The sequence below is a fragment of the Pedobacter sp. MC2016-14 genome, assembly GCF_020991475.1.
Lineage (GTDB): Bacteria > Bacteroidota > Bacteroidia > Sphingobacteriales > Sphingobacteriaceae > Pedobacter.
In genome coordinates, this window is record NZ_JAJMPA010000001.1 from 1,437,220 (window position 1) to 1,451,754 (window position 14,535).

The window sequence follows — 14,535 nt, forward strand, 5'->3', positions numbered from 1 at the left end:
GTCAATTTATTTTTTCGGGGCATAAGCGCCTGTGGTAATCCAGGTAATCCATGCTTTTTTAAATGCAGCATGGCTCATTGGCGGTTTAGTGCGGCCTTCGCCCATATTCCAGCCAGCCAATACTAAACCATCGTCTGCGTGTTCAATTAACTGCTGCATGTTTTTATGGCCATTCTGTTTTGGGTCTACCATTTGTTTGGCCAGCTGACGGGGAGTTCTGCCCTGAAATACCATTTTCATGTCGGCAGGTGGCAAATGCCAGTTTGGATTGCCCGGGGGGGTATGCAAACCAGGCGTATTTTCTGGCTGGTGACAATTGGCACATTTCATCGCCAATACACCTTTGCCGTCCAGGCCTCTTTTAGGCAACATGGTATGTAAATGACTGTCATCTCCCTGCAAAGGAACGTCACCTGAGGGGTGGCAGTTCATGCAGCGCGGACTCATCAATACCCGATATACTTGTTTAAATGCAGCTACAGAGGCAATACTGTCTTTTTTAATCTTTAGTGGGGCAGGGGCGGCAGTTTTTGGCTCGCTATCGCCATTCAATCCAAAAGCCATGATCGCAATCATGGAAAGCACAATGGCCATTACAATTACCGCTTTCATCTTACACCACCTTCCTTCTTTTGCATTTCTGCAGCTAAATGTATGGCTTTGCGGATACGCAGATAGGTGCCGCACCTGCAGATGTTGCCGGCCATGGCATCATCAATCTCCTGATCAGTTGGGTTGGGTTTTTCTTTCAACAAAACTGCGGCAGACATCAGCTGACCAGAATGGCAATAACCGCATTGCGGAACATCCGCTTCATTCCAGGCCCGCTGTAAAGGATGGTCATTGTTTGCTGATAAACCTTCAATTGTTGTAATTTCCTGCCCAACAGCCCGCTTTACTTTGGTTACGCAAGATCTTACGGCTTCACCGTTAAGGTGTACAACGCAAGCGCCGCATTGTGCAACGCCGCAGCCAAACTTAGTGCCCGTTAGGCCAACAAGATCACGGATCGCCCATAATAAAGGCATCTCAGGATCTGCATCTATGGTATGCGGCTGCTGATTAATTTTTAATGTAATCATATGTAGATGATCTAGTGGTTACTCAAATTTACTATTTAAATACATTGAACTGACAATATGTTTAAAAATCAGTAAAAATGGTAGGCATATCAGTAATACGTATCATGCTATTTATTGATAACCATTTTAACAGGTCTTCTCAAATGCGAGAAGGTCAATGACCCCATTCTCCACTTTCCTTTTTCTTTCAGATATACTTCGGTTACCATAAAGGGGTTAACCACTTCATTTCCGCCAACAACGGCCTGCAAGTCAATATCGTTCAGGAGTATTGCGGTGTTTCCGAAAATATTTACCGTAGCACTGTAAATTTCGGCTTTCTTATACCAAATCATACCGCTTTTAATCACTTCCATTTCCCTGGCTTTATTTGAGCTTCCGCTCATGTGAACAAAGACCGCGCGCTCAACAAAGAGGTCATCTAAGGTATCTAATTTTTTGTCTGCCATCCACAGCCATTTTGCCCTGGAAAGATCAAGGATTTCCTGCTCAGCTTTTGTAGGAATTGTAGTATTTGATGAGGGTGTTTGCGTTGTACTCTGTGCAAACGACCATTTTAAACCGAATAATACCAATAATACGATAAGGATTGTTGTTTTCATACTTTAAATTCTAGTGGTTTTATACATACCAGCTTACATTTTTCCGGTAGGTTTGGTATTGTTATTTATTTCCTCTTCTAGCCAATGAAGCCAAATAATTTTCAAAGCTTAGCTTCAACTCAAAAAGAAGTCCTTTGTTCCAGAGAAATATTTATAAATCTCGTTCTGTGTGGATGTAAGTTAGTTTATGTTATACAGGTAAAAATAAGGATAAAGTTTCTTATGCTTTTTCTTTTAGGACTTCATTTAAAACAGCTTCCGCTGATGCAGCGTCAGCCGGGGCAACGGTGTTTTTTATAATTGACATAAACTCTCGTAACTGTCCAGGCTTTATACCAACATTTAAACAAAGGCCTAAATGTGATCGCAGCATGGGCTCAACACCCCCTATACTGCTAAGCACAGCTACCGTTACCAATTCCCGTTCCTGATACGTTAAAATGTCTCGGTCAAAAATATCCGCAAACAAATGCTCCTTAAGGAATGCCTCTATTTCAGGTGCAAAAGCAGCGTAACCGGTCTTTGTACCACCTTCCTTAACTCCGGAAAGCTTCTCCAATGTTTCCTTTCCGCGTTCATATTTACTTCTGGAATCTTTAACTGGTGATGCTTCGCGGCCTTGTGTGTCATTAATGCCTTTAGCTTTGCGTTCTTTTAAAACATCCATAAAGGTCATTAAGCCCCTTAAACTTCGTGGAAAACCGCAGTAAGCATAAATATGCACCAAGCCTTCCCTAATTTCATTAACCGTAATTCCCGAATCAAGTGCGGTAATGCAGGCAACTTTCAATTTAAGCAAATCCCCTTTTGCAGCATAAGAAGCCAGGGTAACCAGTCCCTTTTCCTTTGAGGTTAAAGTAGTGTTCATTGGTTTATGTTGTTGTGATTTTACACTCAATGCCATCATACATAATATCAGCAGCACGGCTGCTTTTTGAGTTAGTTTCATAAAACACTTTTAAATAATCATTTTTAGTTTCTTTAACCAGGTCGTTATTTCCACCTGTACCTGTTTTTCTTTTGTTCCCTGTATCACAAATAATACGCCATCCCTTTCTATACCCCCTTTTGTAGTATAGCCTTCCAGTATATGACCTCCGGGGCTTAAATCCCTTACCGTATCAAAAGAGCTTCCAATTCCGTAGCCAGCATTGGTGTTAAAAGGAACCAGGGTTTTTCCTTTAAAATTATATTGCTTCAGGAAGCTTTTAACAGGTGGCGGCAATTGCATTCCCCAGGTCGGAAAGCCAAGAAATATAATGTCATATTTCTCCATATTGTCAATCTGTGTTGCAAGCGGTGGCAAGTAGCCGGTTTCATTTTCTTTGGCCACTTGGTCTACAATAGCTTTATAATCTTCAGGATAGGGGGTTTTAAGCTCCAAAGAGGCCAAAGTTCCACCAACATTTTTATGGATCATCTCTGCTATCGCCTTCGTATTTTTAGTACGGGACAAGTAAACGATCAATACATTTTTATCTTTCAACATTTCCCCCTTTTCAGATGCGGTACTTTGTGCTTTTGAACAACCACAAAGAATGTTCAAAAGCAGCGCCGTCATCAACGCAATAGATTTAATGTTCTTGTTCATTTGTTTGTACTTATTTTAAGCTGCCAGGCTACTATCCTTTGGCAGGCGCCTCAACATTTGAAAAGTTTAAAACAGCCTGAGGCAATCGCATACCCTTAATGGAGATGGCCGCTAAGTCCAGATTAAACTGTTTTAAATCTTCTGTAGTAAATTTTACCTCATCTGCTCCAATATTCTCCAGCATGTGTTGCATTTGTGTTGTACCGGGAATTGGTACAATCCATGGTTTTTGTGCCAGAAGCCAGGCAAGCGAGATTTGACCAGGCGTGGCCCCTTTCTTTACGCCCCAGTTTTTTAATAATTTAACCAGCGCCATATTATTGCCCAGGTTCTCCGGCGAAAACCTTGACTCTCCACCACGGATGTCGCCAGCAGCAAAGCGTGTATTTTCGTCAATGGCCCCAGTGGTAAAGCCTACGCCAAGCGGGCTCCAGCAAACAAAACCAATACCGAGTTCTTCACACAATGGAATGATGGTCTCCTCCGGGCCACGCCATAAAAGCGAATATTCATTTTGAATAGCTGTTACCGGATGAACTGCATGTGCCCGCCTTACCGTTTGTGGCCCCGGTTCCGATAACCCGTAGTGTAATACTTTACCCTCGGTAATGAGGTCTTTTATAGCCCCTGCCACGTCTTCAATGGGCACCGCCGGATCTACCCTATGTTGGTATAACAGGTCAATCCGGTCTGTGCGCAAACGTTTAAGCATACCTTCAACCACTTCCTTTATATGCGCCGGCCTGCTGTTTAAGCCTGGAAGTCGTTGCCCCGTGTTTTGATCAATGTTCCAACCAAATTTTGTTTCAATTACAATCTTATTTCTAAATGATGCAGTCGCTTCTCCAAGAATCTTTTCACATTCAAAAGGCCCGTAGGCTTCTGCAGTATCAAACAAGGTAACACCTTTCTCGTAGGCCTTTCGGATGATGTTGATCATTTCGGGTCGGGATGGGATCGTTGTTTGATAGGTTCTGTGCATATTCTGTACACCAAGTCCAATACTGGAAACCTCCAAATGGCCAAGTTTCCGGCGTCCTTTTAAATCTTTTTCCGGTGCTGTTGTCAATTGCCCGGGAGCAGCAGTACTGATGTCAGGTAATAGCGATGCGCCTGCAAGCGCAAGCCCGCCTTTGAGCAAACTGCGACGGTTAAAGCTGGAAGCAGCATTTTTATTTTCTAAGTTTTCCATGATTGTTATTTATCAGTGAACCAATAGCCACCTTCTTTTTGTCTGAGGTGTACTTTAACACTTAAAGTTTTCGCTCTCCAAGCCATTTCACCATTGCCGGGTCGCGGTGATCAAAAAAGCTGCTGGTATTTGTGTCCAGGGTTTTAATGTCAAGTATATCCTGTTCCGTAAGTTCAAAATCAAAAATATTCAGGTTTTCTGCCATGCGCTCTTTACGTACCGACTTTGGTATGGCTACAACACCTCTTTGAGTTAGCCAGCGTAACACTATCTGGGCAATTGATTTATTGTATTTATCCCCAATAGATTTAAGAAGAGCATTGCTGAACAAATCATTTTTGCCCTCTGCAAACGGTCCCCAGGATTCTATTTGAACATTATTGTCCAGCATAAACTGCTGTGCTTCCAGTTGCTGGTGAAAGGGATGTGTTTCAACCTGGTTCACTGCCGGAACTATCTCATTATTTACGATCAGGTCAATTAGTCTGTCCGGCTGAAAATTGCTCACACCAATTGCCCTAACCTTCCCGGCTTTGTACAATTCCTCCATTGCCCGCCACTCACCATAAACGTCTCCAAAAGGTTGATGGATCAGATACAAGTCCAAATACTCAAGCTGTAGTTTCTTAAGGGAGGCTTCAAATGCCTTCTTTGTACCTTCGTATCCTTGCGCTTTTATCCAAAGCTTCGTGGTTACAAAAAGTTCCTCCCGGGCTACTCCGCTTTTTTTAATCGCTGTTCCTACTGCTTCTTCATTCATGTAAGATTGCGCTGTGTCAATTAACCTGTATCCAGTTTCAATCGCATCCACCACACTTCTTTCACATTCTGCCAGGTCTGTTACCTGAAATACACCGAATCCCAGAACCGGCATTTCAATACCATTATTTAATTTAACTGTTTGCATTTCTGTATCATTATTTTTTCAATTTTTGCATATCACGTAGTATACATATGCAATAATATCTACAAATATCTGTCCATACTTTCAGGTAAATAGGATACAGATTACGGTATTTACTACCATTATTACTGATGGATAATTTTAGGGGCCGGGTTTTAAATGACCCCTAACTTTTTTGAATAACCGGCCCGCTAATGGTCTTAAGAAGTTCTACCGGATAAGTTCTGTCAGCATTTTATCCAAATCCTTACCGTGAAGGTCTTTCGCCAGGATCTTACCATCAGGTCCAACAAGGAAATTCTGCGGTATAACTTTTACATCATATAAAACTGCTACAGCATTGGTTGGTCCCTTAAAGTCACACAAATGGATCCATGGTAAGCCATCTTCTTTAATTGCTTTTGCCCAGGCCTCCTTGTTGTTGTCCATCGATATACTTAAAATTTCGAACTTTTTATCCTTGAATTTATCGTATGCTTTAAGCAGGTTAGGATTTTCCTGTCTGCAAGGTCCGCACCAGCTTGCCCAAAAATCAATCAGCACGTATTTCCCCTTAAATGATGAAAGTGAAATGCTTTTACCATTCAGGTCTTTTTGGACAAAATCAAGGGCAGTCTTGCCAATTCCTACATTATTGGCCAATGCTAATCGTTCTCCGATGTATTTTCCATTTGGGCTGGCTTTCATCCCAGGGCTTAAAGCCTCATACAATGGGCCTAGTTTTGTTTCGTCTATATTAGTCATACGGCTTAAGACGAGGTTTAATGAGATATAAGAGTCTGGGTTTTTCAGCACAAATTCTTCTTCTATAGCCGTAGCTTTTTTTCGCAAAGCTTCCATCTGAGCGGCAAAAGGGTCTGCAGCTTTTATATCCCCGGCCTTATAAAGCTCCCTTAGCTTTGCAGATATTGGGTTCATCTCTTCCTGGACTGGTTTTAACATAGCCCTCAGTTTTAAGTAATCGGATTGTGTTTTTCCACCGGTGACCGTAGCGTTTTGCAAATCTTTTCCTGTAATCGTAATTCTCGTATTTTCGAGCATAAATTCCTTGCTGTTCAATGATCCCGTAGTGATACCCATACTGGTTAGGGGCATTATGATGTTCGCCCTTGTCGGATAGTCTACCTTACCTGTAAACTGAAATGTCCCGTTTTTCAGTACTGCCGTGTCCCGAACCAATTTTCGTTCAAGTGTGTAGTTCAGCAATACTTTCTGTCCCTCCTGGGCCTCATATAATTTTCCCTGGACTACAAATCCATCTTGGGCGCTTGCGGTGAATGCAAACATACCCAGCATGGCGGTGATTAGTGTTCTTATCATGGTTTTATATTTCGGTTGTTTGAGATTGGTGATTTAGCCTGGTCAATCATAGCAGATAACTCTGCAACGACAACATCGTTCCCGCCCGAAAAGCCGGAGGTTGTAAATCTGATCATCCCATCCCCGTCCACTATTATTTTGGTAGGGATTCCGGCAATTCCAAACGAATTTGCAGTGTCGTTTTTCTTTGTAACAGGATTTTTTATATCCATATACAAATTGAAGTTGTAATTGTTGTTCGTAAGAAACCTTTTCGCATCGGCTATCGGATCCGCAACACGCTCCAGTGTATGGACAAATAGAAACTTTACATTTGGGTCGTCTTTGTATTTATCCACAGCCATTTGCATCGCAGGAAAAGATTTTACACATGGCCCGCACCAGGTGGCCCAAAAATCCAGAACAATGGTTTTACCTTTAAAATCCGCCAGAGAAACCATTTTTCCGGTTTCATCCTGTAAGCGGAAATTTGGTGAAGCCCGGTTTATTCTGCTGCGCGCTACTCTCTCCATCGTACTCGCCTTAAGTTTCTCATCCAAAGCGGCAAAATAGCTTGCAGTTTCTGTTCCAGGATTAAGTTTCTTATAGGACACTTCCAGTTGCTTCCTGGTTTCGTCGTCACTCTTTCCGTCCAGAACTAATTTCTCCAATAATGGAAATGCTTCTTGATATCCGCCGTTTAAGCTTAAAAGATTCGCATAATGCGAGATAAGTGCATTGTTTTTTCTTGGTAAATTAGCGTATACCTCTTTTGCATAGCTTAATGCTTCTTTGTTTTTGCCCATCACTGCTAAGATTTTACTGTAGGTGTAGGCCACTGCATAATACTCAAACTTAGCATCAGATTTGATTAATGCTTGTTTTGCCAATTCCAATTCAGGCTTAATAAATTGTTCCGCTGCCGTTGGATCGTATTTAAGGATTGATTCGCCCAACGTTATTTTATTAATAATGTCTTTCATATACTTGGTATATGTTAGTGCTTTGGGGATATCCCTGTTAATATTTACAATATTGTTTGCAACATTAAAACTGAGGTTATCTGCATTTGCGTTAGGGAAATCTTTAACATACCTTGCAAACAAGGCTTCCTGTTTTTCTGGAGCTGCCTCAACAATTTGATTCTGAGCGGCATTAGATGCATTTCTTCCTCGTGGAAAACGTTTGATCAACACCGCTTGTAAAGAGTCTGCTTTTGTTTCATTTCGACCATAGAACCGAACAAGGACTTCCATTTGATCTTCAGTCCCTGCTTCAAGCTGTTTGACGAGTTTATTAAATGCGCTGGGGTCTTTTTCTTTTTGCAAAGAATCCAGAAGGGGATTAATTTGTTGCTGAGCCAGGCTATGCAAGGTACTAAACAGCAGGATTACAAATGATAGGTTTTTTAGCTGCATAAATTTGTTGTTATTTTAATTGATCGTTTTACTTGATTATATCCACTAGTTTTTTCTCTAATTCTTCACCACGAAGATTGGTGGCAACAATGATTCCTGCCGGGTTGAGCAGAAAATTCTGTGGAATAGCGCGAACACCATATAATAAAGCGGCTGCATTTTCCTGAGCTTTTAAATCACTTACCTGTTTCCAGGGCATGCCATCTTCTTTAATTGCTTTTAACCATGCTGCCTTATCACTGTCAAGAGATACACCCAATACTTCGAAATTTTTGTCTTTAAATTTTTGGTACGCTTTTAATACGTTCGGATTTTCAGCTCTGCATGGCCCGCACCAACTTGCCCAGAAGTCTATAAGTACATATTTTCCTTGCATCGAGCTTAACTTAAAAGGCATGCCATCTACGTCATTTTGTATAAAATCAATAGCTTTTTTACCTGTAGAAGATTTTTTGGCAATTTCCAAACGCCCCCTTAATTCTTTGGCCATAGCCGTATTTTTCATCTTTTCAGTAAGTCCCTCATAATGCGCAGCTATATACATCAGGTTGCTTGCTCCACCTATTTCAGAGATGATATTAACACTTACGTAAGAATCAGGGTTTGCCGCTGCGAAATCCATACTGGTATCCTGTATTTTTCTGCGAAGTTGCCGAAGCTTAGCGGTGGTTTCAGGATTAATATTTGTATTGCCTGCTTCCAAATCTTTTAGCAAGAGACTTTGGATAGCGCTCATCTCTTTTCTATATGTGCTTGTACTTGACTGGAGTTTTAAGTAATCTTCCTGTAAAGCCCCGCCTTTTATCATTGCATTTTCAAGGGAGTCGCCCAATACATTAAATTCTGCATTTTCCAGATAAAAATCCTGCTCATTGCGTGTCCTGATTTGGGCGGCCAGGGACTGCGATTGGGCTGTAGAATTATTTACCATCGCAAGTTTGGCTTTTGAGGGGGATTTAATATGGCCCTGAATTAAAAACATGCCATTCTTAACTTTAACGGTATCTCTTTTAAAGCCATTTTCATCAAGGTAGCTCAGGGATACGCTGCTTTCGCTGTATCTGGGACTGATTTTTCCAATAATCTTAAAATTGTTTTGTGCGCTCGCATAAGCCGCTATTAAACAGCTCAGCGTGAAAATAAATGATTTTAACATGGTTAGATTGTCTTATGATAAATAATTAAAAGCCTTCCAATAATTTTTGGAAGGACTTTTTAGTTGTTTAGTTGTGTTATGGGTTATCAGGCATATCGGGGCTTTGGGTCAGGATTAGGGGAGGCATGCTCATGGTTAACCGTGTAGGGTTAAGCGTAAAAGTTGTCACCCCATCAAGAGCATTTCCCGATGCCGGAAATACAACATGCGTATAGGTGTCATTTTGAAAAAGTGGATCTAAAGAGAGTCTCCTCATGTCAAACCACCTAAATCCCATCATCGCAAATTCCCTTATACGCTCCTCTACAATAAATCTGATCAATTGATCTTTGTCATTTGTATTAACGCTGGGGGGAATGGCCCCGTTAGGCATTCTTCTCGCCCTAAGGTATACAACATCAGCAATGGCACCAGCAAAATCATTGGCTCGGGCTTTACATTCGGCACGTAAAAGATACATGTCTGCTAAGGTTAGCCATGTTGTATGGGCTGGTGAATTTCTCCTTATATGATTCCCCGGAAATCCGGCTACGGGTCCGCCCGGATAAGAGTTTTCAAAAAATAACAAACGAAGGTCAGAAGCCTGGTATAAGGCACGGGCTTTATCGCTAAGGATAATGTCATAAGCGCTTCCTGCAGTGAAAGGATTAATGGTGACCCTGCTGAATAATGCCTCTCTGTTGTTCTGAATTAAAGGAAAATTAATTCCCGAGGGGCCTATAGGTGTCCAGATGCCATTAGTACCTAAAGTTTGGTTGTAATCATAGAGTGTTACAGAAGTACCAACAGAGCCGATATCAGTGATGCAGGAGTTTAGAAGAGGCAGGGCTAAACTGTACTCACGCATGGCGATATACACTTTTGCGAGAAGCCCTTGTCCCGTTGGCTTGCACATCCTTGTCCCGTAGGGAATAGTAGTTGGCAAGTTTGGAATCGCAGCAGTCAGATCAGCAATAATAAAATCATATACTTCCTTAACAGATGCCCTCGTAAACGCTGTTTGTGTAGCGTCTGCCTGGGTCACCAACGGAAAGCCCGGATCTGTAGCCGCCGTTGCAGCATCGTAGGGTTTGCCATATAATTGGATTGCCATGAAAAAGGCAAATGAACGCATAGCACGAGCCTCTGCCATAACTTGAGCCTTTTCTGCATCCGTTCCAATAGAACTCGGGGTTTCGGAGATCACTTTGTTGATTACATACAATGAAGATAATAGCCCGGATAGATCAGATGGGGCTTCATCAGGTTGATAAATATTTGCATCCCATCTAAATAACCGTTGAATTCTCAAAGAGGCGCCTCCAAAGTTAGGTTCAATGGCCGATACATCATCGCCCATTGTCATAGGGGCATCGTATCCGCTCATTAAAGCCATTTGCCTACCCGCAATTAATAAGGCTGCATAGTCACTTGTATTTTTGGCAATCAATCTTCCGGGCGGGATAATTTCCAAAAAAGACTTTTTACATGAAAATAAGGACATAAGAACCAACAACAGGCAAAGTCCTAAAGCATATTTTTTTTCTACTAGTTTCATATGTTTATAATTAAAATCTAACATCTAAGCCAAATGATAGTGTTCCTTGCTTGGGTCTTGAAGATCGGGTAAAGCCACCACCATAGTCTGGATCTATGCCTTCATGGTTTGCTGCCCAAATTACCGGGAGATTATTAATGTTTGACCGAATTGTTACCTGTTGAAGAGCCAATCTTCTAATTATCGAAGTTGGTAAGCTATATGCAATCGAAATGTCTCTTAACTTCACATAAGAAGCATCCAGTACATTGATGTCTCCCTGTGTGTAATAATCGGTATTTCTCCGCGAAAGACTTGTTGTTCCCGGCACATAGGAGGGGATATTTGTGAAAGCTTCGTCACCGGGTTGTTTCCAGCGCTGCAGAAAATCAGGATGTATATTTCCTGCAAAATTGGAGGCACTTCCTGCATATAATCTTCCACTGTAAAATGTATTGATGTCATTCCGCATCACATGCCCAAAATTAAAGATGGCATTTGCAGACAAGCTAAATTGTTTATAATTAAATGTGTTAGTCAAACCTCCACTCCATTTGGGTTGCGTTGTTCCCATAAACATTACATCTTCTGCTCGGGGTATGGTATTTCCACTCGGTGCTTTGATAATGGTTCCATCTGCTTTTCTGACCAGGGGATCTCCGAAATCATGATCAAGTCCGGCAAACCTGTAAGCCCACATTGCAAAGGCCTCATAGCCATTAACAAATTGCTGAGCGATTCTGCCAGATGCCGAAGTTACTGGTGTTGCTGGATTGACAGAAGTAATCTGATTCTTATTAAATGCAAAATTAAAGTTTGTACCCCATCTAAATGCAGCGCTTTCAACGTTGCGCGTACTCAAACTGAATTCTACCCCTTTGTTTTCCAGCGTGCCTATATTACCTGTTACACTAGGATATCCAGTAAGCGAATGTGTAATTACACTCCCAAGTAAATCTTCGGTTTTTCTGTAGTAGGCATCTATGGTTCCTGTAATTCTACCCCTTAAAAATCCAAAATCAAGGCCCAAATTTTTTGTAGCTGTTCTTTCCCATGTAAGTGTACGGTTGGCTGGGGTAGCAATCTCTAAAGCCGTTGATCCGGGTGAGAAATTGCTGGTTGACCTGGCAAGGATATCGTCGGAAGCAGCCGTCCCCGGCGAAGGAGCATTACCCGCAATACCGTAGGTAAGGCGCAAGGCTAACGATGACAACCACTCAGCTTGTGCCATAAATTTCTCGTCGCTTACCGTCCATCTACCACCAATGCTCCATACTGGCCTGTTTTGTGCTGATTTGTCCAGTCCAAACAAATTACTTTGATCGGCACGGATACTTGCATTTAGGCTGTATTTATTGTTAAAAGTATAAGCCAGATTACCGAAATAGGAGGTGAAACGCGTTATTGCTAAACCTGTATCGTTAAAGGAACCATCAGAAATTATTGTAGTTGTGTTAGAGACTATCCGGTTTCCAATACCCGCATTGCCCAGCCTATACCAGTCTATCGCCTGAGTTGATCGTAAGAGGTCTCTATCCCAGCCTCTAACCCTGGTAGAAAGGCCATTTGATTTTGTTTCATTGGCTTCCTGCCCTGCTAATGCATTCAGCCTGTGTAATCCATTGGTCCAGCTGTTTTCATAGCTGAGTGAATTTCTAATGGTCCAGTTTTGTACGTAATTATTGCCAGTTTCGTAGATCCCGCCTAAAGTTGGATAATTATACACCGGCACACCGCCCGGAGTAGCTGGATTCTGGGTAGTCGAAAGCAGATCGGTTCTGGTTCTATAGCTGTTTTGGGCATCAAAGCTTTCGCTTTTGACTGTTGTCCTTGCAAAACTATATGTTCCATCAAATCTCAGGCCTTTAAAAAGATTGATCCTCGTTCCAAGCTGGTTGCTAACAGAAAGATTATTACCACTAGTTGATCCACGTTCAATTTCATCAAGGGGATTGTAGTTTAAATCAATCCGGCTTCGGTTTTGAAAGTCTAACCTAATAGCTTCAGGATACGATTGTATCCAGGGCATATTAATGTTATTTCCAGATGCGTCTCTAAATATTTGATATGGTAGAAAGGCTGCCCCGATCGATGCAGGAGCACGTTTGGAACTCGTTAACCCATAATTTATTCTGGAATTTAAACTCAAACTAATAAAGTTGTTTACAGTAAAGTCTTGATTTATCGTGGTTTGGTACATGTTGTCCTTAGTGCCTATTACTGAACTTATATTATTGGTAAAAGCACCCGATGCGTAAAAATTATACCTGTTACCACCACCCTGAATATTTACCGTATGGCTTAGGTTCATTTGATCCCTGTACCAAAGGTCCAGAATTTGATCCCTGTTGTTAACACTGCCCAAACTATCTAGTGCGGCTCTCTTTTGAGCTACAGTCATAGAACTGTATAAGATCGCATCATGTGGGGCCATGCCTCCGGCATTTGTTGTGGAAACCGTATTGAGTGGATAAACACTGAGATAGGAAGGAGAATAAGCCGTTTGAGGTATGTTATATAATTCTTCAGCAACCTGCACGTATTGGCGACTGTTTAAATAAGGTACATAACCAAAATCAGGTTTGTTGGGGAAGTTCACAGATCCTCTATAACTCGCTGTAACTCTATTGTTCCGTTCCCCCCGTTTAGTAGTAACTACAATTACCCCATTAGCCGCCCTGGCGCCCCAGATTGAAGCTGCGGTAGCGTCTCTCAACAACGTAACGTCGGCGACATCTTCCGGATTAATGTTCGAGAGGTCGGCGACAGGCACATTATCTACAATATATAACGGCGCTGTATTGGTGCGTGCGCCTGTGGGAATCGTAGTTAGGCCTCTTACCAATACCGGTGCACCGCCACCAGAATTGTTGATTACCAAACCAGGGAGTTGACCTTCTAAACGTTGTAAAAGATTTGTACTTGTCGTACGGTCTGCTACAATTTTCATGTCGGCTTTGGCAAAAGAACCGGCACTTCGTTCTTTGGAAAGTGTAACATATCCATTATTTAAAACTACACTTACTTCATTTAATGTTTCCTGCCCTGGCTGGAGGGTGATTCTGCCCATCTCTGTTTTAGCATCTAAAACTTGCGTTTTATAGCCGATATAGGAAATACTGACTTTAGATTCCTCTTGCACGCTACGTGCATAAAATTCTCCTTTAGCATCAGTAATTGATCTGGCAAGAATATTTTCACCCAAGTTAACCACAATGGTGGCACCACTCAATGGCCGGCCTTTATCATCTACTACTATACCATGGATATTTATCGCAGACATCACATTTACAATCTTTTCAATTAACGATGGTTTGTTTTTAGTGAGTACAATATTTTTGTTAATGATTTTATAAGAAAGGGGCAAATCCTTAATGGCTTCCTTTATTGCTTCTTCCACAGATACACCAGATAGCACAACAGTAATCCGCTGATTTTTGAGCTCATTTACATCATAAATAAACTCATATCCCGATTGCTGGCGAATGGATTTCAGGATGTTTTCCAGGGGTATATTGCGCCCGTTTAAAGTAATTTTTTGTGCGTAACCTTTCGCGCTTACTTGCGCTAAGGCCACAATTAATATGAAAGTGGTTAATTTCATAATTAACAATATGTTCTGAGGAAGCCGTAAATTCGGCATACCTAGTTTTAAAGTATTATATTTCATACTTTTGGTTTGGTTGAGTTGAAAGTAAATAGTTGTTCAATTATTTTGCTTTTCAGACTCGTCTGAAAAGCAGGCTTAACTCATCAAACTGCCGGATTGTGCTTC

The 14,535-nt window shown here is 41.6% G+C and carries 12 protein-coding genes; all 12 read right to left on the bottom strand.

The features are described 5' to 3' along the window. Nucleotides 1-6: 6 nt before the first annotated feature. A complete protein-coding gene (locus LPB86_RS06000; RefSeq protein WP_230641831.1) occupies nucleotides 7-612 on the bottom strand; it encodes a hypothetical protein in 606 nt (201 codons plus the stop codon). Further along, the gene (locus LPB86_RS06005) at nucleotides 609-1,082 is read right to left on the bottom strand and encodes a (2Fe-2S)-binding protein (protein WP_230641832.1); all 474 of its coding nucleotides are present in this window, start codon (nucleotides 1,080-1,082) and stop codon (nucleotides 609-611) included. Before LPB86_RS06005 ends, LPB86_RS06000 begins: the two co-directional genes overlap by 4 nt. Before the next feature lie 107 nt (nucleotides 1,083-1,189). Then, nucleotides 1,190-1,684, bottom strand: coding sequence for a nuclear transport factor 2 family protein (locus LPB86_RS06010; RefSeq protein ID WP_230641833.1), 495 nt, complete (start codon nucleotides 1,682-1,684; stop codon nucleotides 1,190-1,192). A gap of 220 nt (nucleotides 1,685-1,904) precedes the next feature. Continuing rightward, a complete protein-coding gene (locus LPB86_RS06015) occupies nucleotides 1,905-2,633 on the bottom strand; it encodes a carboxymuconolactone decarboxylase family protein (RefSeq protein ID WP_230641834.1) in 729 nt (242 codons plus the stop codon). Nucleotides 2,634-2,642: 9 nt separating this feature from the next. After that, a complete protein-coding gene (locus LPB86_RS06020) occupies nucleotides 2,643-3,275 on the bottom strand; it encodes a flavodoxin (protein WP_230641835.1) in 633 nt (210 codons plus the stop codon). A gap of 31 nt (nucleotides 3,276-3,306) precedes the next feature. Further along, on the bottom strand, nucleotides 3,307-4,467 hold the full coding sequence (locus tag LPB86_RS06025) for an aldo/keto reductase (RefSeq protein WP_230641836.1): 1,161 nt from the start codon (nucleotides 4,465-4,467) through the stop codon (nucleotides 3,307-3,309). A 61-nt stretch (nucleotides 4,468-4,528) separates the two neighbouring features. After that, complete coding sequence (locus LPB86_RS06030) at nucleotides 4,529-5,374, bottom strand: aldo/keto reductase (RefSeq protein WP_230641837.1); 846 nt, start codon at nucleotides 5,372-5,374, stop codon at nucleotides 4,529-4,531. 207 nt (nucleotides 5,375-5,581) lie between these two features. Further along, nucleotides 5,582-6,691 (bottom strand): TlpA disulfide reductase family protein, encoded by a 1,110-nt coding sequence (locus LPB86_RS06035; protein ID WP_230641838.1) that lies wholly within the window; start codon nucleotides 6,689-6,691, stop codon nucleotides 5,582-5,584. Next, the gene (locus tag LPB86_RS06040; RefSeq protein WP_230641839.1) at nucleotides 6,688-8,088 is read right to left on the bottom strand and encodes a TlpA disulfide reductase family protein; all 1,401 of its coding nucleotides are present in this window, start codon (nucleotides 8,086-8,088) and stop codon (nucleotides 6,688-6,690) included. The genes LPB86_RS06035 and LPB86_RS06040 overlap by 4 nt, the downstream gene beginning before the upstream one ends. Before the next feature lie 28 nt (nucleotides 8,089-8,116). Beyond that, nucleotides 8,117-9,244 (bottom strand): TlpA disulfide reductase family protein, encoded by a 1,128-nt coding sequence (locus LPB86_RS06045; protein ID WP_230641840.1) that lies wholly within the window; start codon nucleotides 9,242-9,244, stop codon nucleotides 8,117-8,119. A 76-nt stretch (nucleotides 9,245-9,320) separates the two neighbouring features. After that, nucleotides 9,321-10,781, bottom strand: coding sequence for a RagB/SusD family nutrient uptake outer membrane protein (locus tag LPB86_RS06050; RefSeq protein WP_230641841.1), 1,461 nt, complete (start codon nucleotides 10,779-10,781; stop codon nucleotides 9,321-9,323). A 10-nt stretch (nucleotides 10,782-10,791) separates the two neighbouring features. Beyond that, nucleotides 10,792-14,364, bottom strand: coding sequence for a SusC/RagA family TonB-linked outer membrane protein (locus LPB86_RS06055; RefSeq protein ID WP_230641842.1), 3,573 nt, complete (start codon nucleotides 14,362-14,364; stop codon nucleotides 10,792-10,794). Nucleotides 14,365-14,535 lie beyond the last annotated feature (171 nt).